At 49.9% G+C, this 24277-nt stretch carries 20 protein-coding genes, 1 tRNA gene and 1 pseudogene; 5 read left to right on the top strand and 17 right to left on the bottom strand.

Annotated features, from left to right (window positions below):
• Nucleotide 1 precedes the first annotated feature (1 nt).
• The 6 genes from BLS62_RS17560 to rplU form a co-directional block, all read right to left on the bottom strand.
• Nucleotides 2–562, bottom strand: a complete 561-nt coding sequence (locus BLS62_RS17560; RefSeq protein WP_093183349.1) for a GNAT family N-acetyltransferase — start codon at nt 560–562, stop codon at nt 2–4.
• Nucleotides 559–1125 carry a GNAT family N-acetyltransferase gene (locus BLS62_RS17555; RefSeq protein WP_093183346.1) on the bottom strand — a complete coding sequence of 189 codons (567 nt, stop codon included), beginning with the start codon at nt 1123–1125 and terminating at the stop codon, nt 559–561. Before BLS62_RS17555 ends, BLS62_RS17560 begins: the two co-directional genes overlap by 4 nt.
• A complete protein-coding gene (locus BLS62_RS17550) occupies nt 1122–1712 on the bottom strand; it encodes a GNAT family N-acetyltransferase (RefSeq protein ID WP_093183343.1) in 591 nt (196 codons plus the stop codon). The genes BLS62_RS17555 and BLS62_RS17550 overlap by 4 nt, the downstream gene beginning before the upstream one ends.
• A 237-nt stretch (nt 1713–1949) precedes the next feature.
• Entirely contained in the window at nt 1950–2678 is a 729-nt protein-coding gene (locus BLS62_RS17540; RefSeq protein ID WP_208990927.1) for a GNAT family N-acetyltransferase, read from the bottom strand.
• 35 nt (nt 2679–2713) lie between these two features.
• Nucleotides 2714–2983 (bottom strand): 50S ribosomal protein L27, encoded by a 270-nt coding sequence (rpmA, locus tag BLS62_RS17535; protein ID WP_093183338.1) that lies wholly within the window; start codon nt 2981–2983, stop codon nt 2714–2716.
• 46 nt (nt 2984–3029) lie between these two features.
• On the bottom strand, nt 3030–3605 hold the full coding sequence (gene rplU, locus BLS62_RS17530) for a 50S ribosomal protein L21 (RefSeq protein WP_093183336.1): 576 nt from the start codon (nt 3603–3605) through the stop codon (nt 3030–3032).
• A 582-nt stretch (nt 3606–4187) separates the two neighbouring features.
• On the opposite strand from rplU, the gene BLS62_RS17525 reads away from it, so the two are divergent.
• Entirely contained in the window at nt 4188–6182 is a 1995-nt protein-coding gene (locus BLS62_RS17525) for a methyl-accepting chemotaxis protein (protein WP_208990926.1), read from the top strand.
• 167 nt (nt 6183–6349) lie between these two features.
• Nucleotides 6350–6439 (top strand) — tRNA-Ser (locus BLS62_RS17520).
• Between the two features lie 21 nt (nt 6440–6460).
• On the opposite strand, the gene BLS62_RS17515 is transcribed toward BLS62_RS17520, so the two are convergent.
• Nucleotides 6461–7270, bottom strand: a complete 810-nt coding sequence (locus BLS62_RS17515; RefSeq protein ID WP_208990925.1) for a class I SAM-dependent methyltransferase — start codon at nt 7268–7270, stop codon at nt 6461–6463.
• Between BLS62_RS17515 and BLS62_RS17510 the strand changes: the two genes are divergently transcribed.
• Nucleotides 7263–8459 carry a Gfo/Idh/MocA family protein gene (locus BLS62_RS17510; protein ID WP_093183330.1) on the top strand — a complete coding sequence of 399 codons (1197 nt, stop codon included), beginning with the start codon at nt 7263–7265 and terminating at the stop codon, nt 8457–8459. The genes BLS62_RS17515 and BLS62_RS17510 overlap by 8 nt on opposite strands.
• A gap of 75 nt (nt 8460–8534) precedes the next feature.
• Here BLS62_RS17510 and xylA read toward each other — a convergent pair whose 3' ends face one another.
• The 10 genes from xylA to BLS62_RS17460 all read right to left on the bottom strand — a co-directional run bounded on the left by xylA (nt 8535) and on the right by BLS62_RS17460 (nt 21230).
• Entirely contained in the window at nt 8535–9839 is a 1305-nt protein-coding gene (xylA, locus tag BLS62_RS17505) for a xylose isomerase (protein ID WP_093183327.1), read from the bottom strand.
• A gap of 1 nt (nt 9840) precedes the next feature.
• Complete coding sequence (gene xylB / locus BLS62_RS17500) at nt 9841–11289, bottom strand: xylulokinase (RefSeq protein WP_093183325.1); 1449 nt, start codon at nt 11287–11289, stop codon at nt 9841–9843.
• Nucleotides 11290–11488: 199 nt separating this feature from the next.
• Complete coding sequence (locus BLS62_RS17495; protein ID WP_093183322.1) at nt 11489–12694, bottom strand: ROK family transcriptional regulator; 1206 nt, start codon at nt 12692–12694, stop codon at nt 11489–11491.
• A 175-nt stretch (nt 12695–12869) separates the two neighbouring features.
• On the bottom strand, nt 12870–13979 hold the full coding sequence (locus BLS62_RS17490; protein WP_244283645.1) for a sugar ABC transporter permease: 1110 nt from the start codon (nt 13977–13979) through the stop codon (nt 12870–12872).
• Between the two features lie 71 nt (nt 13980–14050).
• Nucleotides 14051–15574 carry a xylose ABC transporter ATP-binding protein gene (locus BLS62_RS17485; RefSeq protein WP_093183317.1) on the bottom strand — a complete coding sequence of 508 codons (1524 nt, stop codon included), beginning with the start codon at nt 15572–15574 and terminating at the stop codon, nt 14051–14053.
• A 50-nt stretch (nt 15575–15624) separates the two neighbouring features.
• A complete protein-coding gene (gene xylF / locus BLS62_RS17480; RefSeq protein ID WP_093183315.1) occupies nt 15625–16623 on the bottom strand; it encodes a D-xylose ABC transporter substrate-binding protein in 999 nt (332 codons plus the stop codon).
• 552 nt (nt 16624–17175) lie between these two features.
• The gene (locus BLS62_RS17475) at nt 17176–18621 is read right to left on the bottom strand and encodes a uracil-xanthine permease family protein (RefSeq protein WP_093183314.1); all 1446 of its coding nucleotides are present in this window, start codon (nt 18619–18621) and stop codon (nt 17176–17178) included.
• Between the two features lie 30 nt (nt 18622–18651).
• Entirely contained in the window at nt 18652–19155 is a 504-nt protein-coding gene (locus BLS62_RS17470) for an ureidoglycolate lyase (protein WP_093183313.1), read from the bottom strand.
• 6 nt (nt 19156–19161) lie between these two features.
• Nucleotides 19162–20010 carry a bifunctional allantoicase/(S)-ureidoglycine aminohydrolase gene (locus BLS62_RS17465; protein WP_200798535.1) on the bottom strand — a complete coding sequence of 283 codons (849 nt, stop codon included), beginning with the start codon at nt 20008–20010 and terminating at the stop codon, nt 19162–19164.
• 266 nt (nt 20011–20276) lie between these two features.
• Nucleotides 20277–21230, bottom strand: coding sequence for a LysR family transcriptional regulator (locus tag BLS62_RS17460; RefSeq protein ID WP_093189107.1), 954 nt, complete (start codon nt 21228–21230; stop codon nt 20277–20279).
• Between the two features lie 236 nt (nt 21231–21466).
• Between BLS62_RS17460 and BLS62_RS17455 the strand changes: the two genes are divergently transcribed.
• Together BLS62_RS17455 and BLS62_RS17450 are read left to right on the top strand one after the other, a co-directional pair.
• The gene (locus BLS62_RS17455) at nt 21467–22813 is read left to right on the top strand and encodes an MFS transporter (RefSeq protein WP_093183308.1); all 1347 of its coding nucleotides are present in this window, start codon (nt 21467–21469) and stop codon (nt 22811–22813) included.
• A gap of 97 nt (nt 22814–22910) precedes the next feature.
• Nucleotides 22911–24263 (top strand): annotated as a pseudogene (locus tag BLS62_RS17450) (NarK family nitrate/nitrite MFS transporter); the annotation flags it as partial.
• Nucleotides 24264–24277: the final 14 nt, after the last annotated feature.

Here is a 24277-nt window from a genome sequence, read left to right as displayed (position 1 = left end):
CCTAATTTATCCCCGCAGCCAACTTTTGTGATTGCAAAGAAGCTTCAGTAAGGGCGAGTGTGAAGTTCTGGGTGTCGATCTCATCTTCCCCTCTGGAAACACAGGTGTGCTTGCACAATGAGGTCGGGGTGAAGCCGTTCTTCAAAAGAACGCGAAAGGACGCAGGATTCTCCAAAAAAACGCAAGCATTTACGTTTTCAACGCAACGCTCGAATTTAAGATAGTTTACAACGGCTTGCACCGCTTCACTCATATAACCGCGGCCCCAGTAGTATTTTCCAAGCGCATATCCCAGAGAGCTACTCTCGCCAATTTCATGAGCACCAATAGAGCCGATAAACCCGGTTCCGTTATCAATTGCCCAAACGACATTCGTTTTGGGGTCGTTGGACATGAACCGTGACATCAACTTTTGAGCACTATCATTGGTCAAAGGGTGCGGAAAACTGGAAGTCATCCGGGCCACATCAAAATCAGAAAACAGGTAGCGGAGTCGCTGATAATCATCCGGCAGAAATGCGCGCAAAATCAACCGGTTGGTTTGTAATTGCGGGAAATTCATTGTGCGGCCTCCTTCGCTCTAAGGCTCTTGGCGCCGATGAAATCAAGTGGGGTAATAGCAAACTCTTCAGTCGGATAATCACCAGCAAGGCGCGCACGGCTTCGGCCCATGTTAAACCCTTGACTGACAAAGCCGACCTTGCGCAATAAGCCCAGTGAGCCGGGATTATCTGTAAAGGCATCAGCAGCGATTGTCGGAAGCTCCCGCTCCAGCAAGAAGTAACGAAGCATCTCACTAAGGGCCTCAAACATAATGCCTTTTTTCCAATGGCTCTCAGCTAACCAAAAGCCAACTTCGGGCGTTTCCTGTAAATGACCAGCACCGCAGCCGCCAACAGCCTCTCCATTCAGCTCAATGGCCCAGTTCACGGCTTTTGATGGGTCAAAGGGCATAAACCGACTAAGAAACGCCTCTGCATCCGCAACAGTATAGGGGTAGGGAGCGCTCGCGAGCATGCGCGTAACATTCTGATTTTGCAGGTGTTTGAACACGACAAGTAAGTCGCTTTCTTTCCATTCACGCAATACCAAGCTGGCAGTTCTCAACCGAGGAAAACTAGTCATTGTGCGGCTCCCATCATCACATGCGCATCACCATGCAACGCCTCAAACCGATCTCTCGGAAGGTGCATGATGATGTTTTCTACGTTTTGTTTCAGAGGTTTAGAGTATCGAATACAAACGCCGACAGGCTCAAAGCCGAGGCGTTTCAGTGTCCGTTGTGACGGAAAGTTATTGGCAAACACCCGAACAGCAAAGATGTTGCAAGCATCACGTGCAAAGCCCCAATGCAACGCAGCCACACAAGCTTCCTGCATATAACCATGACCTTGCGCAGCTGAACTCAGCCAGTAGCCAATGGTTGGCAACTCGGGGAACTCTTTGAGATCACCGGCTTTTTGGACTTCAATACAACCAATCAGTTGCCCGTTGCAGTCAATTGCAAAGGGGTAGGAGTCCGTATTTTGGTTTGCAGCACGCGCACTGTCTATGAACTCTTTTGCCTCCTCAAAAAGAGGTGGCCAGGTCAGTCCGGTAAGCCAGCAAGCAATTTCATAATTGGAAGGCCCAATCTTCCAGAATTGGTCAAGGTCGTCAGATTGGAATGGGCGCAGCTCCAGCCTTAACGTATCTATAGTTGTAGTGAACATCGCAATTGGCCTTATAAATCAATGTCATATATCTCTATTGTTTAAGAAATGAAGGTAAGTGATGGCAAAGCACGGGTTCTTTTCAGCTCCTTTGGATATTGCTTCGAACAAAGCAAAAAAGCGCAATAGAAAAGAAAACCAGCTTAGGTTTGAAGATCTGCCCGCAAGGGCAAACGACAAGCACTATGCCATTGGGCAGGCTGCGGTCAGGTGCAGCCCGCTTATCCAAGGCATCACTTAACCTGCTGAACCCCATCGCGTATTCGCGATCCATTGGGTACGGGTCAGTGCAAAGCGCGTTGCATTCACTAAGGCTTTAGCACCAAGTGAGTGCAGCTTTGTCGTTCCGTCCTGCTTAAAGCCGCATTTGGTCAAAATACGGTGCGAGGCAGGATTGCTCACGCGGCAAGAGGCGGAGAGCACTCTAATGCCAGCATCAGCAAACGCGAATTCCATGACAGATTTGACCGCTTCAGTCGCATATCCTTGGTTCCAGAATGGTTCGCCAACCCAGTAACCAAGGTGCACAGCACCAAAGTCCTCAGCAAGCGGATTGAAACCGATCGCGCCAATAAAACGGCCTGTGTTTTTCATACGGATCGCGAATGTCGCCTGACTCTGCAGTTGCACTTCACTGCGTTTCACGAGCGCTTTAGCGTCTTCATACGTGAACGGGTGCAACATGTTTGTCAACTTTTCAGCGATCCGACGGTTGTTGGCCAAAAACAGGATGTCAGCCAAATCATCTTTGCGCGCTCGGTCGATAACAAGACGCGCTGTGTCCTGCGGCGACCCGGCCGCAACGCAACTGCTTTCCTCTGGGATTTCTTCGTATTCAACTACCATGTTCTTAACTCCGATAAACTGCCCATCCCACTGGGCAAAGAAAAAGGGAAGATGGCATCCCATCTCCCCTTTTCTGATCTTTCGATCTGAACCGGATTTTTCCAAATCCGTCGGGGTCAAATGAGACGCCGACGATTTGGATTATCACGTCAGCTTTACTCTGCGGCTAGCGCCACTGGCATCACATTAATAAACGTTCGGCCATTGCGTTTTTCTTGGAACAATACTTTGCCTTCGACAGTCGCAAAGATGGTGTGATCTTTACCAATGCCCACGCCTGCGCCAGGGTGCCACTTAGTGCCACGTTGACGTGCAATAATGTTGCCAGGAATTACAGCTTCGCCGCCGAATTTCTTGATACCAAGGCGACGACCAGCTGAGTCGCGACCGTTGCGGGATGAACCGCCAGCTTTTTTATGAGCCATAACGAAGGTCTCCGTTTAATCTGTCTAGGATAAGATCGCTTGCGAATTACTTCGCTGCGAGTTCCTTAGCCTGAGCAACCCAGTTATCACGTTCGAAGCGGCCTTTAGTGCCTGTTTCGTCTTCAACGCGGGCGATATCTTCAGCGGAAAGAGCTGCGATCTGCGCGAAGGTAGAGATACCCGCGGCATTCAGCTTTTTCTCAATTGCTGGGCCAAGACCCTGCAATGTTTTAAGATCGTCGGAGCCTTCAACTGCTGGTGCAGCTTCTGCTTTCTTAGGAGCAGCAGCTTTTTCAGCAGGCTTAGCGCCACCGGTCAAAATGTCAGTGATTTTCACGGTAGTGAAAGCCTGACGATGACCGTTACGACGACGGGAGTTCTGACGACGACGCTTTTTGAAGATGATGATCTTGCGATTACGACCCTGCTCAACAACTTCAGCTACAACAGATGCGCCTTCAATCATTGGTGCGCCGATGGTGGTTTCAGCATCTGAACCAACCATAAGAACTTCGTCAAAAGTAATGGTTTCACCGGCTTCAACGGAAACTTTTTCGATCTTCAAGAGATCGTCAGCAGCAACAGTGTACTGTTTACCGCCTGTTTTGATGACTGCGAACATGCGCATGTCCTTCTTATCTAAGCGCACCCTTTGGCGTCGCAGTAAACTGCGAACTTTGTCGACCGTTTCCCTTATGCTCTAGGAACGTCCCTTTACGGGGAGATCGACCGCAAACTCTGGAAAATCCAGAAGGCGGTGTCGATGTCTTGCCTCGGACAGCGCGAAAACACGGGTTTCCCCGCAATTTATGAGCTGCTGGAATATACGCAGGCAATTTGGAATGTCAACGCAGATTCTCAGTAAACCGGCGAGAATTTCTGACTATGAGACTTCCGTCACATTTCTAGGATTTCAATGAACCTACGGGAAGGCGAGTGATTCGCCTTCGTACAACGCCCATGTGGTAGTACATAGGATCTATTTGTTACGGCATAATACTTATTACGCTGCGTTTTAAGTAGTATTCTGCGATTGATTTAAGGATCAATAAACCTTCACCAGCGAAGAATGTCTCAAATGAGATTTGTGCATGTTCCATACAAGTGCTGAGAGGGGAATAGGCGCCCACTATGGAATATATGTGGCAATCTCGCGACTATTCACATCCAATGAATTAAACCGCATACGTGCGGGGGGCATAAAATGCGCATTCTAAAGTTTGCCTGGGTTTACTCTGTCGTTACACGTGTATTGGCTCTTGGGCTTTTGCCGATTATCGTGTTGGGCGGAGCATTAATATTCCTTTCCCAAATGAATTCCGACAACGCTGCATTTCAAAAAAATACGCAGTCCTACAACCAGCTCATGCAAAATGCGCAGGCTATCGGTGCTGCTGTAGATCGTATGAGGGCAATTGGTGGCGAATTCCTTCTGAACTCCAATTCAGAAGCTGCTGATGTCGCGGCCTCAGCTCGTGATCGCGTTGTTGATTTGGTCGAGAAAAGTCGGGAGTTGAATACTCAAGGTATTGATGACGAGCTTTACGATAGCTTGGAGGGCTATGCCTACGGATTTTCGGAGACATTTGGCGCAGTTGTTGAGGCGACTATAGAACGTGGCACCGATGCTGATGGTGGTTTGATTGCTGCGCTTCAAGGCGCAAGTTATACCATGCGCTTAGAGATCAATAAGGAACGTCGGAAGCTAAACGTCAGCAAAGATACCCATCGGGTTGCGAGCCTCTTGAAAGATCTCCAGGCCATGGAATGGACCATTGGTGTTGATGGCTACGAGATTGAAAAAGAAACCTTCAAAAGCCGCATCGAGCAGTTTGATATGGTTTTGAAAAATGCTGACATGTCAGCGGCCGCAAAAGCTAAGGTCGAAGAGCTCTGGGTAACTTACACCCAAACGTTTGAGCAGATTGAAGTACTGAGTGCCGATATTCAAGAGGAAATGACCTTCGCGCTCGAGCAGCTGGATGAAATGTTACCAGCGGCTGAAGCGCTGAATAAGATCGGGGTTGAAGGCGAGCAACAGGCCGCGATCCAGCACAGTGAGGCCTCCGCCGCGAGTATGCGGCGTTTTCTACTGCAGGCTGGTGCAATGGGAGTTATCGGCTTGATGATCGCAGGGTTTATCGCCTGGAAGATCTCTCGTCCGCTCGCAAACTTACATTCCGCAATGAGTGTTCTGGCCAAAGGCGATGTCTCCATCAATATCGAAGGAACGAAAGGCCGCGATGAGTTTGCCAAAATGGCAAAAATTCTCGAAGTGTTCCGTGCCAACGCTATCGAACGTAACCAGCTTAATGAAGAACGGGATACAGACAACAAACACCGTCAGATTCGGGAGCAAAAGGTTGCAACTCTTGTCAGCGAATTTGAAAAAGTGGCTAACATGGCAGGAGAAGGCTTCAATACCGCGATCCAGTCATTGCATGATGCATCCTTCGCACTCAATGTGACAGTAGAAAGCGTCTCTGACAAAGCTGGCAAAGCAGGCGAGGCTGTTAGTCATGCGTCATCTTCAGTGGCAACGGTTGCTTCGGCCAGTGAGGAAATGTCTCACTCCATCAAAGAAGTCGCCAGTGAAGCCGTAAATTCCAAAGAGATTGCGGACGAAGTTGGCAATCTGGTTGTGAGTACTTCCAAAACCATTCAGGAGCTTGCCGAAACTGCAAGCCGCATTGGTCAGGTCGTCAGTCTCATTAAAGATATTGCTGACCAAACCAACCTGCTGGCACTGAACGCAACCATTGAAGCTGCCCGTGCAGGTGAGATGGGCAAAGGCTTTGCTGTTGTCGCTTCTGAAGTGAAGAACCTTGCTAATCAGACCTCAACTGCAACCGAAGAAATCTCTCATCAGATTCACGCCATCCAGCAGGTATCTGGTGATGCGGTGGGTTCTATTGATAAAGTCATGAGCATGATGGAGAAGTTGTCCGGCAGTTCCTCAGCGGTGGCGGCGGCGGTAGAGCAGCAGGCAGTAACGGTAAGTGAAATTGCCCGCTCGGTAACTGACGCCTCTGATCAATCCCGTATTGGTGAAACTGAAATGGGAGAGGTCGCAAACACAATTGAAAGCTCTACCAAGACAGCCGAAAACATCAACGATCAAGCAGATAGCATTTCTGAAGAAGCGGATCAGTTCAATCGCTCCATCAAAACATTCCTTGAGGATGTTCAGGCAGCATAAAGTCCTTCAATTATCGAATTGAGCTAAGCGCAGTGGGTTCTCTCACTGCGCTTTTTGTTTTTGGATAAGCATGTGATCTGTGAGTTATCTGAATCATAAAGAGCATAGGGCTTGTCGAAGACGAGACTTCTTTATATGGTTCCGAAATCTCAACCTCAGAGATATGCGGAGAGTTGCCGGAGTGGTCGAACGGGGCGGTCTCGAAAACCGTTGAGCGCGCAAGCGTTCCGAGGGTTCGAATCCCTCACTCTCCGCCATTATTCCACAAAATCAGATGATTAGTTTCTTTTCGAAAGCAACACGCACAACCATTTTTCTGCTGGTGTGATCTTCTTTGTACTATCTACAATACGTATATTTTCGAGCTTGAGTTCTGGTACCTCTGCCAGCAGAGCTCTAAACCGTTCTTCATTCATCATTGAAAATCGCCGACCGTCTTCACGAGTGACTTCTCCCTCGCCCAGCTTGAAAGAGGCGAAGAGGGGCGCATTGTTTTTCAATGCAGCTGCAAGTTTGCTGAGCACAAGAGGGAGCTCAACATAAGGAACATGGAGCAGTGAAGCGTAGGCCCAAATACCGTCATAGATAGCGGCTGAGGTGAAGTTTTGGAATGTGTTTTGCTGGACATCAACACCGGTTAGGTCTCGCGCAGACTTGACCATTTCTGAAGATGCGTCAAACGCATCTAAGTGATAACCTAGTTTCTTGAAGGCGAGTGTATCTCGACCTGAACCGCATCCCGCATCAAGCACGCGGCCTCCAGCAGGGATTGATTTGAGAAAGTGTTTGTAATGATGGCTCATATCAACATGAACGGTGCGGGCAATAAAACTCTCAGCATTCTCTTCATAAAATGTGCGTGTGTTTTCAATTGGATTGGACATAATTTTTATACCGTTTTGGGTGTCGGAAGCAGAAAATAAGACGAATTGAGTTTGAGCTGACCTATCTTGATGGTCAATGCCTACGTGGAGGGAATAGCAAAAACATCGAACACGCATTTGATGATTTTGCAGGTTCTGGTAGTGATAAAGCCATGAACCGACGCCTAGTAAGCCTGAAAATGACGGAGATAGCGTAATGACCATCGAAGCAACGCAAACAGCACCTGTTATGGAAAGACCGAAGGTCTTGGGGCGCAGGCTGCGGCTTGGTATGATTGGTGGTGGTCAAGGTGCATTTATTGGCGCAGTCCACCGTATCGCATCCAGATTGGATGATCGGTATGAACTTGTAGCCGGTGCGCTGTCCTCTGATCCTGATCGGGCGAAAGCTTCAGCGGAAGAGCTTCATATTGCTCCAGATCGAGCCTACACCTCATTTGAGGAAATGGCAGCAAAAGAGCCTCTTCGTGACGACCCGATTGATGTCGTGGCCATTGTTACGCCTAATCACATGCACTATCCGGCAGCGCGTGCGATGTTAGAAGCAGGCTTCCACGTCATCTGCGATAAGCCGATGACAACCACCGTGGAAGAAAGTGCCAAGCTGGTTCAGGTTCAGCAAGATACTGGCAAGTTGTTTTTGCTCACGCACAATTATACTGGCTATCCCATGGTACGGCAGGCCCGGGCTATGGTTGAGGCTGGCGAGTTGGGCAAAATCCGGCTGGTGCAGGTTGAATATGCTCAGGATTGGCTGACCGAGCCGTTGGAGCGAACAGGACAGAAACAGGCGAGCTGGCGGACCGATCCAAAACGCTCCGGCGCAGGTGGCTGTATTGGAGATATTGGCACCCATGCCTACAACCTGGCGACTTTCGTCTCTGGTATGAAAGCGACTGAGGTTTTAGCTGAGCTGACCAGCTTTGTTGAAGGCCGTACGCTGGATGATGATGCGCAGATGCTGCTGCGTTATGAAAATGGCGCAAAGGGAATGTTGTGGGCTTCTCAAGTGGCGCCGGGCAATGAAAATGGCCTTCGCTTACGTGTTTACGGAGAGAAGGGCGGACTTGAGTGGTCTCAGGAAGATCCGAATTATCTGGATGTCTCACCTTATGGCAAAACCAGCCTTCGCATAACCCGCAACGGAAATGGTGCAATTGATGCCTCTGCGTCGATCTCTCGTATTCCGGGTGGTCATCCAGAAGGGTACCTAGAAGCGTTTGCAACACTTTACAACGAGTTCGCTGATATGCTGACCGCTCGCATTCTGGATATGCCTCAGCCACAAAACAGCAGCCTGTTGCCATCCGTATCTGATGGTTTAGATGGACTGAGATTCATTGAAACTGCAGTGTCCAGCTCTCAAAGTGGCGGTGTTTGGCGGAAACTCTAACTCCAGTTTATTTTCCCAACAAAAACCCCTGCTCAATAACTCCTGAGCAGGGTTTTTTTGATCTAACTTGGGAGGTTAGACAAAGCGGTTGACGTAGTTTTCGAGGCGTTCTTGTTTTCCTGATTTTGGTGCTGGATTGATGTCCTGCTCTTTGACCCAATTGGTCAGGCTTTCAAGTGTTGCGCCGTCCATAACATCTTTGGTTTGCGCTGAACTCCAACCTGCGTAGCGGTCATTAAGCGCACTTTCCAAACCACCATCTTCAAGCATTGCAGCGGCAGCTTTTAGGCCTCTGGCGCAAATATCCATAGCTCCGGCATGGCTTGCAATCAGGTCCACTGGATCGAGCGACTGACGGCGTAGTTTCGCGTCAAAGTTGGTACCGCCGGATGTGAATCCACCCCCTTTGAGGATGTGGTAGTAGGCCAATGCAACTTCAGGGACATTGTTCGGGAACTGGTCCGTATCCCAGCCAGATTGGTAGTCGTTGCGGTTCATATCTATGGAGCCGAGAACGCCAAGTGATTGAGCAAGCGCAATTTCATGCTCAAAACTGTGACCGGCAAGAATGGCATGCCCTTGTTCAAGGTTCAGCTTTACTTCGTTCTCAAGGCCGTATTTCTGCAAGAAACCATGGCAGGTTGCGACATCATAATCGTACTGGTGTTTGGATGGTTCCTGAGGTTTTGGTTCAACCAAGATCTGGCCTTTGAAACCGATTTTATGTTTGTAATCGACAACCATAGAAAGGAACCGGCCCATGTTGTCCAACTCGCGGGTTAGATCGGTGTTGAGAAGAGTTTCGTATCCTTCGCGGCCGCCCCATAGCACATAGTTCTCACCGTTGAGGCGATGGGTTGCATCCATGCAGCTTTTAACGGTTGCCGCTGCAAAAGCGAAAACTTCAGGATCCGGGTTTGTGGAAGCTCCAGACATATAGCGGCGGTTGGAGAACATGTTGGCTGTGCCCCAAAGCAACTTGGTTCCCGTCTCTGCCATTTTGCCTTCAAAATACTCTGTAATTTCTTCCAGATTACAGGTGTTCTCAGCGTAATTAGACCCTTCTGGACGAACATCCAGATCATGGAAACAGAAGTAGGGCTGTCCGAGGATTTTGAACATATCGAACGCCACATCGGCCTTCATTTTGGCAAGCGCCATCTCATCACCAAACCATGGGCGATCAAAAGTTGGTCCACCAAACGGATCTCCACCTTCCCAGGCAAACGAGTGCCAATACGCTACAGAAAAGCGCAGATGGTCCCGCATGGGTTTACCCATAATGATTTCATCCGGGTTGTAGTGGCGAAAGGCCAGTTCATTGGTTGAATCTACGCCTTCAAAGGCAATTTTTTGGATGTCACCGAAAAATGAGGTCATATCAGAGATCCTTTAGGACGGGATAAGTTTGAGCAAACCGAGCGTAGGCGTCGCTGAAGGCAGCGCAGAGATTTTGCTCAGGCAGGAATGTTTCAACGGAGCTTGGAGGTGTGCATATGGCAACAGGATCTGCACCTTCAGATGCAATGAGCCCCAGACGCGCAGCGCCAAAGGCCCCACCGAAATCTCCCGCAGTTGGGCGATCAATGGGTACATTGAGTACTGTGGCGAGCAGGGAGAGCCAATAATTGGATTGGGAGCCGCCGCCAACGGCTGTGAGCCGGTCCAGCTTTGTGCCAGTGGAGAGTAGCGCTTCCTGACAATCACGGAAGGCAAAGGCAACACCTTCCAGTACAGTGCGCGTGAGGGCCTGCGTATCATCACCATGGGACAGGCCTAGAAACGCTCCGCGCACAGCCGCATCATTGTGCGGGGTACGTTCACCACCAAGGTAGGGCAGGAAGAGGTTTGATCCAGGCTTCTGTAACTCATCTCCCAATGCATTTGTCAGATTGCCCGCGCTGTCACCCACCAGCTTTGCGTACCAGTTCAAGGCATCGGTTGCAGACAGGATGACGCCCATCTGGTGCCATGCATCAGGCAGTGCGTGGCAGAATGTATGCACCGCACTTTCAGGAGCGGGTTGGTAGCCATCATTGGCGGCAAAAAGCACGCCGGAAGTGCCTAGTGAAATGAACCCTGAGCCAGCAGAGACGGCCCCTACCGCTATTGCAGAGGCAGCGTTATCTCCGGCACCACCAGCAACCACAACGCCTTTGGGCAGGCCCCAGCGCTGTGTCAGTTCAGACCTCAGTTCTCCGCTGACCTGCGTGCCCTCAACAAGTTCTGGCATCTGGTCGCGGCGCATGTGGCTGAGTTCGAGCAGTTCGGGAGACCAGCACCGGTTGGCGACATCCAACCAGCTCGTGCCAGAGGCGTCAGACATTTCGGAGGCATAAGTGCCTGTTAGCCAAAGTCGAAGGAAATCTTTTGGTAAAAGGACTTTTTGAACCTTCTCAAATAAATCAGGTGCGTTGTTTTCAATCCAACGCAGTTTAGGCGCTGTAAAGCCGGGGAAGACGATGGAACCGGAAATGGCGCGGAACGCTGGAAGGGAATCCAACTCCGCCGCTTCCAGATGGCTCCGGGTGTCATTCCACAAAATGCAGGGAGAGATTGGCTCATCTGCTGCATTCAGCAGTGTAGCGCCATGCATCTGACCGGAAAGCCCAATGCCTTTGAGAGCCCCAAGTTTTTCAGGAGTGCTGGCTTTGAGTTGATCAAACACATCAATCGCAGCTGTAATCCAGGACTCGGGGTCCTGTTCACTCCAGCCGGGTTTTGGGCGGCTTTCAGTCAGCGCAGAGTGAGCTGTTGCGACAATGCGTTGGTGCTCATCGATGAGTGCAGCTTTTAATCCTGAGGTGCCTAAATCAAGACCTAAGTACATTGCGTTCCCCTACCTGGAAGCAGTGAGCAGCAGAGCCGCTCTTTTTTTGCTAAGTCCATTTAAATTTGAGTATCAAAATAAATCAAGCTAAAAACACATAGTTCAACTACCTAGTGGACTGTAATTTGTGCGTTAACGGCGCCAAAATAGAGTTATGAGCTATTATTATCTTTGAGTTTTGAAATAATGAATGCGACGCTCACAAAGAGCGGGCAAGAACCTCATTGAGGGCAAAAGCTGCGGCCCCTTTTGCCCACATCAAGTCACCCCATTTGTGTATCTGAACCTCAGGAGCAGGGGCATCAATATTTACTATGGAGTTCCTCATGCTTTCGATGACGTCGTGCTCGTAAAGGTAATCAAACTTCATCTGTTCCCCAGAAAGGATGATGATAGCCGGATCGAAAATATTGACCAGATTTGCAAGGCCAGTCGCAAACATTTGTCCGGCTCGCTTGAATATGGCCTGTGCCGTTTCATTGCCACCTTTGGCTGCCTCAAAAAGATACGTAAGTCGTTGTTCTGCATTGAGGTTCATGTGGCCAGTCATCACCGTGTCTGCGTCTCGTAGCAAAGCATAATCAGCGACATACGCTTCTAGGCACCCTCGTTGCCCGCACCGACATAAGGCACCATCGGGTCGAACCTTAGTATGCCCGAATTCGGCTCCGCTGCCTCTGGCCCCGCGGTAAACCTTGCTGTCCATTACGATGCTCATGCCAACACCGTGCTCGATGGTGACCACAAGAAAATCGGTATGATTGCGACCATAGCCAAACCAAAGCTCCGCAAGCGCAACGAGGTTGGTGTCGTTGTCAATGAAGACAGGCAGTGGCAGTTTGGCTGAGAGTGATTGCAGTAGATCCACATTTCGTGAGGCGAACAGCGGGCACCAGTAAACGAAGCCACGCTTAGCGTCCACAATGCCCGGTAAACCGATGCCAATGGCAGACAGATCCTTATAGGAAAGACCGGATTTATTGAGCGCTTCATGCAAGAGCGCATAAATAAAATCGACGGTCTGGTTTTCCTCAAGTGGTAGGTTTGGCATGGGCATGGAGTGATTGGACAGCTCCTCACCTTCAAGGTTCATGATCACCAGAGTTGCCACTTTATCGGAGAGCTTAATGCCAGCCACTTTGTGAGCTGCCCCTCTGATTTTAAGCTCTATGCGAGGCCTCCCGCGCCGAACCTCAGAAGTATCGCTCTGCTCTGCTACCTCCTCAAGAATACCTTCCGCAATCAACTCAGCGGTTATAGTTGTAACTGTCGCAGGTGAAAGCCCAGTAGACTTGGCAATGTCAACTCGGGCAGCTTGATCAAACTGGCGGATGTGCGAAAAAATCAAACGCCGCCCTTGTTCACGCTGCTCAAGGACATTGCCTGTCTTTTTTTGTTTCGCCATGCTTCAAACAATTCGCTGTTGTGATCGCGTCGATCTGCAATCAATGGTGCTTCAGTGATCTGGAGTTCGCTCAATCTATTGAATTTTTTTCGAACTTCAAACAAATTCCAGATCATGAGAGTTGATATGCAAGGGAGAAGCTCTGAATAGTCCAGTTCAGAGCCTCAAAGCGCAATTATGCGCGACGTTTTGTGGCGCTATCCATCCATACCGCCAGCAGCAGTATTCCGCCTTTGACGATGTACTGCCAGAAGGTGGGAACATCCATCATGCTCATGCCGTTATCAAGCGAGGCCATGATGAAGGCTCCAATGACGGCACCGAACACTGTGCCTACACCGCCCGCCATGCTGGCTCCGCCAATCACGCAGGCAGCAATTGCATCTAGTTCTGCAATGTTACCGGCTGAGGGGGAACCTGCGCCGAGGCGCGAGGATAGGACCAGTGACGCAACCGCAATCATGAGGCCGTTCATGACGTAGACGGAGAGCTTTGTTTTCTCCACGTCGATGCCACTGAGACGGCTGGCTTCCAGATTTCCGCCAATGGCGTATATGCGGCGACCAAACGTGGTCTTCATTGCGATGAATGTGCCTACGAGCATCAAGCCAATCAGGATGAGAACAGGAGCTGGTACACCGCGATAGTCATTCAGAAGCCAGATGATGCCAAGTACACCAACAGCGAGAAACGCGTTGAGTGACCATGCTTGTGAAGCCGGTGAATTGCCGATGCCGTATTCAGAGCGCATGCCGCGTTGTTTTTGCTGCCAGCCGAAGTAAAGCGCCAAAAGACCAACGCCAAGCACAAGGCTGAACAGGTTGGGCAGGTAGCTTTGACCGATAATGGACATGGCATCAGAGGTTGGTGCTACAGTCGTGCCGTCAGTGATGCCAATCAAGATCCCTCGAAACGCCAGCATACCTGCCAGTGTTACGATGAAAGAAGGAACTTTGCGGTAGGCAACCCACCAGCCATTCCAAAAGCCCAGGACCAGACCACTTGCCAGTGTGAGGACAATTGTGAGGGCGAGCGGCAGCTTGAACCAGACGTCCAAAATAGCAGCAACGCCGCCCAGAAGTCCCATCATCGAGCCAGCGGACAGATCGATCTCGCCGCTAATAATTACAAACACCATACCGATTGCAAGTATGCCTGTAATGGCGGTTTGACGAAACAGATTGGAGATATTGCGCGGAGTAAGATAGCTGCCATCTGTGGTGAAGTAGAAAAACACCATGATCACGATGATCGCAAAAATCATCGCGAGCATCTTTATATTCATCGATTTGAGTTTTCCAAGCAGGCTGATCTCTTTTGTGTCAGCTGAGGCAGTGGAAATAGTTTGCTGCTCACTCATGACGCAATTCCTTCTGAAAGGGCGCAGTCCATAATTTGTTCTTGAGTTAGGTTGGAATTGAGGAGGTCGCCTTTGATCTCGCCTTCATGCATCACCAGCACGCGATCGCTAATGCCAAGGACTTCAGGGAGTTCTGAGGACACCATGATGATGCTGATCCCCTTTTTGACCAGTTGGAACATGAGCTTGTAGATTTCATACTTGGCACCAACATCAATACCGCGTGTTGGCTCGTCCAAGATGAGAACCTTGGGAGTGGAAAGCAGGAACCGCGCGAGAATAGCCTTTTGCTGATTGCCGCCAGAAAGATTGCGAATGGCGATATCAGGCCCCGGTGTTTTGACCTTCAGGCTCTTTATGGACTCGCGAACAACGCTGATTTCCTGGGCCGATCTGATTGTTCCATGCTGTGAAAATTGCTTGAGGTAGGCGAGGGAAATGTTCTGCCCCACGCTCATTATGGGCACGATGCCGTTTTTCTTGCGGTCTTCTGGCACCATTGCAATTCCATGGCCCAAAGCATCTTTAGCACTTCTGATCGCTAGAGTTTCACCTTCCAGTGTAATGGAGCCGGTGCTTTTGCCGCGATAGCAGCCATAGATGCATTCCATGAGCTCCGTTCGGCCAGAGCCAACAAGTCCGGAAATACCTAAAATCTCGCCACGGCGAAGGGAAAGGGCAGCGTTCTTTACTTTTTTGCGATTTGGATTGGCAATATCCCAGGCATCAAACGGGCCAGCAGTTAGGACAGTCTCACCAATTTCATGCTCTTCCCACGGGAACAGCTGTTTCATTTCCCGGCCGACCATCATGGTGATGATATCGTCAGTCGTCATAGTTTCTGCTGGGCGTGTATCAATATGAACGCCATCACGAATGACGCAAATGTGGTTGGAGATGGCTTTCACTTCCCCCAGTTTATGGGAGATATAAATGCAGCTCACTCCGCCGTCTCGCAGTTCTCGAACCAGATCAAGGAGAATGGCAGTCTCAGATTCAGTCAGCGGCGCGGAGGGCTCATCCAAAATGAGCACCTTAGCCTTCTTGGAGAGCGCCTTTGCAATCTCAACAAGCTGCTGTTGCCCGACACCCAAATCACCAACCTTGGTTTCCGGCGAAATATCCAGCTTAACGCGCTTCAGCATTTCCGTCGTTTTGTGGTGCATTGCTGAGAAGTTGAGGATGCCCTTCCAGCTAATTTCGGAGCCGAGGAAAAGGTTTTCCATGATGCTCAGTTCCTTCACCAGTGTTAGCTCCTGATGAATGATCGCGATGCCTAGGTTCTCGGTATCTTTAATGCTCCGAGCGTTTACTTCTTTGTTCTCAAAAAGAATTTTCCCTTCAAAATCACCTGCGGGATAAATTCCGCAAAGCACCTTCATAAGGGTCGATTTTCCAGATCCGTTTTCTCCGCAAAGGGAGAGGACTTCTCCCTTGTTCAGTTGAATATCAACCCCGTCCAAAGCTTTCACCGGACCAAAGCACTTAACGATGCCGCGCATTTCAAGCAATCTTGCCATCTCAATCTCCCAGAATAAAAGCGCCTGTTCCCAGGCGCTTTTGATCGTGATTATTTCTGGTAAACGTCATCTTTGGCGTGGAAGCCGTCCGCGATAACGGTCGCATCGAGGTTGTTTTTGTAAACAGCAATTGGCTCTAGGAGGTAGCTGTCTACGTCCTTTTTGCCATTGTTGTTGATGCTGTTGGCTTCAGGTTTTTCATCCCTGCCAAGTTTTACAGCGATTTCAGCAGCTGTTCTGGCGAGTTTGACGATTGGCTTGTAAACGGTCATGGTTTGTGTACCAGCAACGATACGACGAACCGACGCCAGATCGGCATCCTGACCGGAAATGGCAACCTTGCCAGCTAAACCCTGAGCATCAAGTGCCTGAATGGCGCCGCCTGCTGTGGAATCATTGGAGGCAACCACTGCATCAATCTGGTTGTCGTTCGCTGTAAGTGCGTTTTCCATGATTTTCAGAGCGTTTTCTGCAAGCCATGAATCCACCCATTGATCACCAACGATTTCGATTTTACCGCCGTCAATTTGGGGCTGCAAAACGTTCATCTGACCTTTGCGGAACATTTTTGCGTTATTGTCAGTTGGGGCGCCGCCCATCAGAAAGTAGCGACCTTCTGGTTTTGCAGCAAGCATTGCTTCCGCCTGCATTTCGCCAACTTTTTCATTGTCGAAGGAGATGTAAAAATCAATATCAGCGCCGTTGATCAGGCGATCATAGGCGAGAACTTTGATGCCATCATATTTTGCGTCACGAATAACGTTGGAGAGAACCTCACCGTTATACGGAATAATGACGAGCACATCCACGCCGCGGGAAATCATGTTTTCAATCTGCGAAATCTGTGTTTGTTCATTGCCATTTGCAGATTGTACGTAAACTTCTGCGCCCAGCTCTTCTGCTTTTGCGACAAAAATATCGCGATCTTTTTGCCAGCGCTCCAAGCGCAGATCATCAATTGCCATCCCGATTTTGATTGGCTTTGCGATCGCTGATGCTGAAAATAATCCGACGGTAGCAGCACATAAAATTGTGACTAGCTTTTTCATACCTGGCCCCTTGAAGGAATCTTGAAAACCGTTACCGCATAACGCGGCGATTACGTTCGAAAGCGCCAGTTTGCTCCCCCCATAGGAATGGCTCCCTTGCAACTCTCAAGATAATATTTACACCTCAAATTAAATAATAATGCTAGTGATAATACTTATGAAGCGAGTTTTCGTTAATCGAATTTGGCTTTTGTTGAGATGATGTATTGAAATTTATCCATATAAAACATCTGGTTATAGTGTCTATGGGTGCTCAGATGGATTTTATAAGGAGTTGTGTTTTTAAATCATAAAATGTGATTTTGTGACGAGCTCGTGTGCATAACATATATCAGAAAGAGCTCAAATTCTGCTCCGAATCGTCTTTTTAATTTGAGGTGAGAATAAAACTGCACATAGCTACGAGAGTAATGTGCATCATTTCCGCTGGGCAGTAAGATGGGAAGTTTGCGGATAAACACGGCCAATAGAAGCAGCAGGACTGCACTGGCTCAATCAGTGGATTGGGGATGAAAAGCCCCCGCCAATATCTGAATTGGCGAGGGGAAGCTGTTAAGCTTGGTTGCTAGCAGGCTCAAGAGATGCATCGTCTTGTGAGGCCATGCCGCCGGAAACTTCTTCCGTTGCTTCAGCTGAAAGCTCCTCGGGCAACACGAGGTTCAGCACAATGGCGATGAGGGCTGCTGGCAAAAGCCCGCTTGTCATCAAAATACGCACTGAATCTGGCAGGTATTGCACGGCTTTCGGGTCCAGTTGAAGACCGAGACCGATAGACAGTGATATCGCAAAGATCACCATGTTCCGGCGGTTCCAGTTGACGTCGGATAGCATGGAAATGCCTGCCGCGACCACCATGCCAAACATGACGATGACACCACCACCCAGCACCTCAATCGGAATAGTGCGAATAACGGCGCCAACTTTGGGCACCAGACCACACAGGATCAAGAAGAACGCACCGATGGTCACAACATGACGGCTCATGACGCCGGTCATTGCAATCAACCCAACGTTCTGGCTGAAGGATGTGTTTGGAAGTCCGCCAAAGATGCCAGCAATTGCTGTGCCGAAACCATCTGCATAGGTCGCGCCCTGAATTTCCTTATCGGTTGCTTCTCTCCCAGCACCGCCTTTGGTGATTCCGGAAACATCACCAACGGTTTCAACCGCGCTGACAAAAGCCATCAGACAGAAGCCGATAACCGCTGCCAGACTGAAGTCGAAACCATACTTGAATGGCATCGGCAGAGCGAAAGACGCAGAACGGCTGACGCTTGTTGCAATGCCATCAACGGTGATCATACCGAGTAGGAGTGCAAAAACATAACCAGCTGCGATGCCAATAACCACGGCAGAAACGGCCATGATTCCACGGGCATAAAACTTCAGGCCAAGGGTCACGAATATAACGACCAAAGCTGCTGACCAGTTCAACAGGCTACCATACTCCGGCTTGCCGATAGCAGGCACGCCTCCAGCCGCGTATTGAATGCCAACCTTTACAAGAGCTAACCCAATCATCGTTACCACTAGTCCGGTTACGAGGGGAGGGAGTGCAAACCGAATGCGTCCGATGAAGATGCCAAGAACGGCATGGAATAAACCACCCAGCAAAACGCCGCCAAATAAAGCGGGCAGGGCTTCAACACCTTTACCAGCCACAAGCGGTATCATAATTGGAATAAAGGCAAAGCTTGTGCCTTGAACAATCGGAAGGCGGGCCCCAATAGCACCCATGCCGATCGTCTGGAATAGTGTTGCAATACCTGCAAACAGCATGGACATCTGGATCATGTAAGTCATGTCCGGAAAACCCTGTGCCCCCGCATCAGAGCCAAATCCAAAACCGGCTGCACCAGCAATAATAATTGCCGGTGTCACGTTGGAAACAAACATGGCCAGCACATGCTGAATGCCAAGCGGAATAGCCTTATGTAAAGCAGGCGTATAGTTAGGATCACGCAGTTGTTCTGGTGTTCCTATTGAGTTGTCAGTCATTTAGTCCCCTCCTACCAATGACGCACAGTGTTATTCCTTTATGAGGTAGGCCTCCTCCAGCCAGTGTTCTTCTAAGTTTTTACCCTCACCAATCCGGTCCACAACGGCAAAAAGGCCTGACCCTTTGATTGGGGTCAGAACGCCGTGCCATGTATTTGTTTTTATGTTGATGGACTGGGTTGAACTCGCAATGAATGCGCGCGGAAATGAAGGCCGTCCACCTTCATCTGCTGCAACAATAACGAGATATTCAGATCGATCCATGGGAATGAAGCACTGCGAGCCCAATGGGTGGCGCTCCATCATGGTCAGTTTATGCGGTAGCGTGCGTAACTCTGCTTGAAACAGGCTGATCCCTGTCTGCCCACCGATACACTCCACCCCTGCCAGATCAGAGTAACGTTTGCACCGGCCCTCGTTGATCAAGATCGGAGATACAGTACCTGCCTCGATAATCTCGCCAAAGGGTTCGAACGTTTCCGCACTCAATCTCTCTATTAAAACAGTCCGCTCTGTAGAGGTTTGGTCACTCATCTTCGATCACCTTTGAAATGAGCCAAGTTGAGCGTGGCGGTTTACATCCTTGTAAAGCAGGTAGCGAAAACGCGTTGGCCCACCGGCATAACAAGCTTGCGGGCAGAAGGCGCGTAGCCACATAAAGTCGCCAGCTTCTACTTCGACCCAATCGTTGTTAAGGCGATAAACCGCTTTCCCTTCCAGCACATAGAGACCGTGTTCCATTACATGCGTTTCAGCAAACGGAATGCAGCCACCTGGTTCAAAGGTAACGATGTTGACATGCATGTCGTGGCGCATGTCACTGGGGTCCACAAAGCGTGTTGTCGCCCAAGCGCCATTGGTATCCGGCATAGAAGCGACTACGGCATCGTTTTCATGGGTGAAAAACGCGTCTGGTTGAGCAATGCCCTCGACAGCTTCATAGCGTTTACGGACCCAATGAAAGAGTGCGGGCTTCTGGCTGTTATTGCGCACTTCGTAACTTGCACCAGCTGGCAGATAGGCATAACCACCTTCGGGCAGAACATGCGGGTCCTTATCCAGAACCACGGTGACCTCACCTTGCACGACGAAAATCACACCCTGAGCTGAAGTATCTGGTTCGGGTTTGCTAGAGCCGCCCTCCGGCTGCAATTCCATAATGTATTGGGAAAATGTCTCGGCAAATCCTGAGAGGGGGCGTGCAATAATCCATGCCCTCGTTTTCTCCCAAAATGGTAGGTTGGAGGTCACAATGTCTTGCATTACACCTTTAGGGATAACCGCATACGCATTTGTAAACACAGCGCGGTCTGTCATGACCTGCGTCTGTGGTGGCAACCCACCTTGCGGCGCGTAAAGAGTGGATGGTGGTAGGTGATGCGTACTCATTGCAGACAAATTCCTCAACATCGAGCAGAAGTGATTGCCTTGGCAATGGTTGGCAAATCGGCTTCTATTGCGCTCTGTATTCCAAAACTTAGGGAAGGTGCGCAAGGTTTGAGACATAGCCAAAAGGCATGTCGGTTAAACCTATGCTTTGCGAGCAATCACTCCCAATTTATGAGCTTAACCTAATAAAGGAGATGCATTATCAAAATAATTTTGAAAGTCTTTCGGCAGAACCAATGAGAATCTCGATGTGTGAAATAGGAATTTTACCTGACCCGAGAAATGCTGTGCATAAAGGACGTATGGAGATCAGTCCGTTCCTTCAAATATGCTTTGAGCCGCTCGCCCACAAATTCTAAAAATAAACGGATTTTGGGATCCTGATAGCGTTTATGCGGAAAGAGCGAAGCCAGATACACGTCAACAGGTGGTGTAGCATCGCAAACAGAAACCAGCTCTCCAGCAGCCAAGTAATCTCCCACATCAAAGAGCGGCGCGTTGACGATGCCGCGATGATCCCGCGCCCAATTGACCAAAACATCCCCATCATCTGAAGTATAGGGCCCGCTCACCTCGAAACTCCGAGGCCCCGTTTCCGTTTTTAAAACCCATCGGTTTTCCGAGGATCCCGGAAATTGAAGCAGCAAGCAAGCGTGTTTCTGCTTCAATAAATCCTCAGCTATTTTGGGAGTTCCGCGCTTTGCCAAATAAACGGGAGACGCACATAAAACGCGCGGACAGTCAGCTAAATTCTTTAACTTCATTTCAGAATTAGGAAGCTGGCCCAAAATAAAGGCTAGATCCAATCCCTCGCCAGTAATGTCTAATGGACGATCTGAAAGGCGAAGACGCACATGAACTTCAGGATACGCCTCATGGAATTCAGGAATAAGAGGTGCAATTAAACGTCGCCCTACGCCAAGAGGGGCTGAGACATAAATAGAACCGCGAGGTGTATTCGTGACGTCATGAACAGCAGCCTCAGCCTCATTCATAGCCTCTAGCATTTTCAAGGCACCGGGATAGAAAATGCTACCTTGTTCAGTGGGTTGAATAGAACGCGTTGTCCGGTTGATAAGCCGGATGCCAAGATGCTTCTCCAACTCCCCAATGCGAGAGGAGGCCACGGCAGGAGAGACGTTCATATCTCGGGCCGCAGCCGACATATTACCCAGCTCGTAAACACGCACAAACATTCTGACATTATTGATGTAAGACATTGTTGCTTCTTTGAAAATTCCGCCCACGAACACGCATCATATCAGCACGGACTTATGTTTTGTAGGTGTTTATTCAACAAGTAGGCGAAAGTATAAAACGAAATTTTGCTCTAAATTGTATTCCAATTTTACTCGTTTAATCTTCTTCTCTCTACGAGTTACTCTACCTTTGAATGCTAATGATCCAGAAATTGTACGTGAATTGCCTTGAGCGATAGAATTCAGGAACAATCACTATGCATTCACTTGAGGGCGTTACTCGCACTGATCAATACCGGGCCTTGGGCCTTAGTACGTTTGCCTTTACTGTCTGTTTTGCAGTTTGGACCATCTTCTCCATTATCGGGGTCAAGATTAAGGGAGAGCTGGGCCTTTCAGATACCCAGTTTGGCCTTTTGGTCGCAACTCCAATTTTAACCGGATCTGTTAGCCGAATTTTCCTTGGTATCTGGACTGAGCAATTTGGCGGTCGAATTATGTTCCCGCTGCAAATGCTTTTAACAGCCGTTTGTGTGTGGTTGCTGACCTCAGTCCAAACTTATGAAGTTTTCCTCCTCGCCGCCTTGGGCCTCGGATTGGCCGGCGGCTCTTTCATTATTGGTGTTGCCTACGTTTCTCAGTGGTTTGAGAAAGAGAAACAAGGCACAGCTCTTGGCATTTTTGGGGCTGGGAACGTCGGCGCCGCTGTTACAAATTTTGCCGCGCCCTTCCTCGTTGTAGCTTTAGGGTGGGAAGGGACAGCAAGGGTTTATGCCATCGTTCTGGCCGTTGTCGCAGTCCTGTTTTACCTGCTGAGTAAGGATGATCCTTCGCAGGCCGAGCGTAAAAGGACAGGCGCAAAGGTTGTCTCCGCCGCAGAACAGCTCGCTCCCCTCAAAAACCTGCAGGTTTGGCGTTTTGCCACCTATTATTTCTTCGTTTTTGGCGCCTTCGTTGCGCTCGCCTCGTTCCTCCCGCGCTACTACACCGGAGCTTATGGCTTAGAGCTCACCACGGCAGGCATCTTTGCCGGGTTGTACTCCTTGCCGGGGTCCGTCTTCAGGGCACTCGGTGGGTGGATGTCTGATAAGTGGGGCGCCCGTTCAGTTATGTACCTCACCTTTATCGTCTCACTCCTTTGCCTCTTCCTGCTCAGTTATCCTGAAACATCTTACATAGTGAATGGCATCGAAGGTCCGATCCAGTTCAACCTCGGCCTCGGTTTAGGAGCATTCGTTGCCGTAACCGTGGTTCTCGGTTTCGTCATGAGCCTCGGCAAAGCGGCCGTCTACAAGCACATCCCGGTTTACTACCCGTATCACGTTGGGGCCGTTGGTGGTCTCGTTGGGATGATAGGTGGCTTAGGCGGTTTCTTCCTCCCGATTGCATTTGGTGTTTTGCTCGATTGGACAGGTGTTTGGACAGCTCCATTCATGCTGCTCTTTGTCATCGTAGCTGTGTCGACCCTGTGGATGCATGTGGCTATTCGCCGAATGGAACGCCAACGTCATCCCGGCTTGCAACGTGACCGTGAGCTTTCCGACCTTCCAGATGAACCAGTTGAAGGGCCTGATGGACCAGCAGGTGCAGATAAATACCCGTAACCAGCGAAGTCTTCCGGTTGGGCACCCAACCTGACGAGGGCATGTAGCCAAAAGGAATAAGTGTATGTCTGACAAGATGACCCCAAAAGGGCACACATTAATTGAGTGGAGGCCGGATGATCCGGACTTTTGGGAGAGTAAAGGCAAGTCAATTGCCACTCGAAACCTCTGGATTTCGATCCCTGCTCTTCTGCTGGCATTCTCTGTGTGGCTTGTTTGGAGCGTTGTTGTCGCAAGACTACCAGCCATCGGGTTCGACTACACAACAGACCAGCTCTTCCTGCTGGCAGCATTACCCGGCCTTTCCGGTGCTACGCTCAGGATCTTCTATTCCTTTATGGTGCCAATTTTCGGCGGACGCCTCTGGACCACACTCACCACGGCCTCTCTGATCCTCCCAGCATTGGGTATTGGCTATGCGGTGCAAGACCCAAGCACCCCCTACAGTATCTTCCTCATACTGGCGCTGCTGTGTGGTTTCGGGGGCGGCAATTTCGCCTCTTCCATGGCCAACATCGCGTTCTTTTATCCCAAAAAGGAAAAAGGCAACGCACTGGCACTTAATGCAGGCCTCGGAAACCTTGGCGTTTCTGTAATGCAATTCCTGGTGCCGCTGGTCATCACCGCGAGTGTATTCGGTGCCATTGGCGGAGCTCCGCAGATCCTTGCAGATGGCTCCCAACTTTGGATGCAGAACGCAGGCTTCATTTGGGTGCCATTTCTTGTCATCGCAACATTCGCCGCGTGGTTCGGCATGAATGACATCGCGGATGCGAAAGCCAGTTTCAAAGAGCAATCCATCATCTTTTCCAGAACACACAACTGGATCATGTGCATCCTCTACACGGGAACTTTCGGCAGCTTTATTGGGTACGCCGCAGGCTTCCCGCTGTTGATGAAAACGCAATTTCCGGAAGTAAATGCCTTAACCTATGCCTTCCTTGGACCTCTCGTTGGCGCGCTATCACGCGCAGGTACTGGCTGGGTCTCTGATAAATATGGCGGTGGACGTGTAACGTTCTGGACCTTTATCGGCATGGCAATCTCTGTTGGCGGTGTTTTGTTCTTCCTTTCATTCAAGGAAGATCCGGGCGCGTTCTGGGGGTTCTTCGCCTGCTTCATGGCCCTGTTCTTCCTCACTGGGGTCGGCAACGCCTCAACCTTCCAGATGATCCCGACCATCATGCGTGAAGAGATCGCTCGCCTGATGCCGCAGTTGGATACCACTGGCCACCTGCGCCAGTCGGAGCGCGAAAGCGCAGCAATAATCGCGTTTACGTCAGCAATTGCGGCTTATGGCGCGTTCTTCATTCCCAAAGCTTACGGCACGTCCATTGCCTACACAGGCGGACCTGATGCTGCGCTTTGGGCCTTTGGCATTTTCTACGTGATCTGTGTGTTGATCACTTGGTTTTTCTACACCCGCAAGGGTGCTTCTGTTCCGTGCTGAGCAAATAACGTGAA

Origin of the sequence: Pseudovibrio sp. Tun.PSC04-5.I4 (assembly GCF_900104145.1) — a bacterium.
GTDB lineage: Bacteria > Pseudomonadota > Alphaproteobacteria > Rhizobiales > Stappiaceae > Pseudovibrio.
The sequence above is the reverse complement of the archived record's forward strand: the minus strand, read 5'-3'. Positions and strand labels throughout refer to the sequence as shown.

Coding starts and splice junctions, on each gene's coding strand:
- BLS62_RS17560 (WP_093183349.1), bottom strand. CDS start 562: ATGAATTTCCCGCAATTACAAACCAACCGGTTGATTTTGCGCGCATTT.
- BLS62_RS17555 (WP_093183346.1), bottom strand. CDS start 1,125: ATGACTAGTTTTCCTCGGTTGAGAACTGCCAGCTTGGTATTGCGTGAA.
- BLS62_RS17550 (WP_093183343.1), bottom strand. CDS start 1,712: ATGTTCACTACAACTATAGATACGTTAAGGCTGGAGCTGCGCCCATTC.
- rpmA (WP_093183338.1), bottom strand. CDS start 2,983: ATGGCTCATAAAAAAGCTGGCGGTTCATCCCGCAACGGTCGCGACTCA.
- rplU (WP_093183336.1), bottom strand. CDS start 3,605: ATGTTCGCAGTCATCAAAACAGGCGGTAAACAGTACACTGTTGCTGCT.
- BLS62_RS17525 (WP_208990926.1), top strand. CDS start 4,188: ATGCGCATTCTAAAGTTTGCCTGGGTTTACTCTGTCGTTACACGTGTA.
- BLS62_RS17510 (WP_093183330.1), top strand. CDS start 7,263: ATGACCATCGAAGCAACGCAAACAGCACCTGTTATGGAAAGACCGAAG.
- BLS62_RS17515 (WP_208990925.1), bottom strand. CDS start 7,270: ATGGTCATTACGCTATCTCCGTCATTTTCAGGCTTACTAGGCGTCGGT.
- xylA (WP_093183327.1), bottom strand. CDS start 9,839: ATGACCTCATTTTTCGGTGACATCCAAAAAATTGCCTTTGAAGGCGTA.
- xylB (WP_093183325.1), bottom strand. CDS start 11,289: ATGTACTTAGGTCTTGATTTAGGCACCTCAGGATTAAAAGCTGCACTC.
- BLS62_RS17495 (WP_093183322.1), bottom strand. CDS start 12,694: ATGGCGAAACAAAAAAAGACAGGCAATGTCCTTGAGCAGCGTGAACAA.
- BLS62_RS17490 (WP_244283645.1), bottom strand. CDS start 13,979: ATGAATATAAAGATGCTCGCGATGATTTTTGCGATCATCGTGATCATG.
- BLS62_RS17485 (WP_093183317.1), bottom strand. CDS start 15,574: ATGGCAAGATTGCTTGAAATGCGCGGCATCGTTAAGTGCTTTGGTCCG.
- xylF (WP_093183315.1), bottom strand. CDS start 16,623: ATGAAAAAGCTAGTCACAATTTTATGTGCTGCTACCGTCGGATTATTT.
- BLS62_RS17475 (WP_093183314.1), bottom strand. CDS start 18,621: ATGACTGACAACTCAATAGGAACACCAGAACAACTGCGTGATCCTAAC.
- BLS62_RS17470 (WP_093183313.1), bottom strand. CDS start 19,155: ATGAGTGACCAAACCTCTACAGAGCGGACTGTTTTAATAGAGAGATTG.
- BLS62_RS17465 (WP_200798535.1), bottom strand. CDS start 20,010: ATGAGTACGCATCACCTACCACCATCCACTCTTTACGCGCCGCAAGGT.
- BLS62_RS17460 (WP_093189107.1), bottom strand. CDS start 21,230: ATGTCTTACATCAATAATGTCAGAATGTTTGTGCGTGTTTACGAGCTG.
- BLS62_RS17455 (WP_093183308.1), top strand. CDS start 21,467: ATGCATTCACTTGAGGGCGTTACTCGCACTGATCAATACCGGGCCTTG.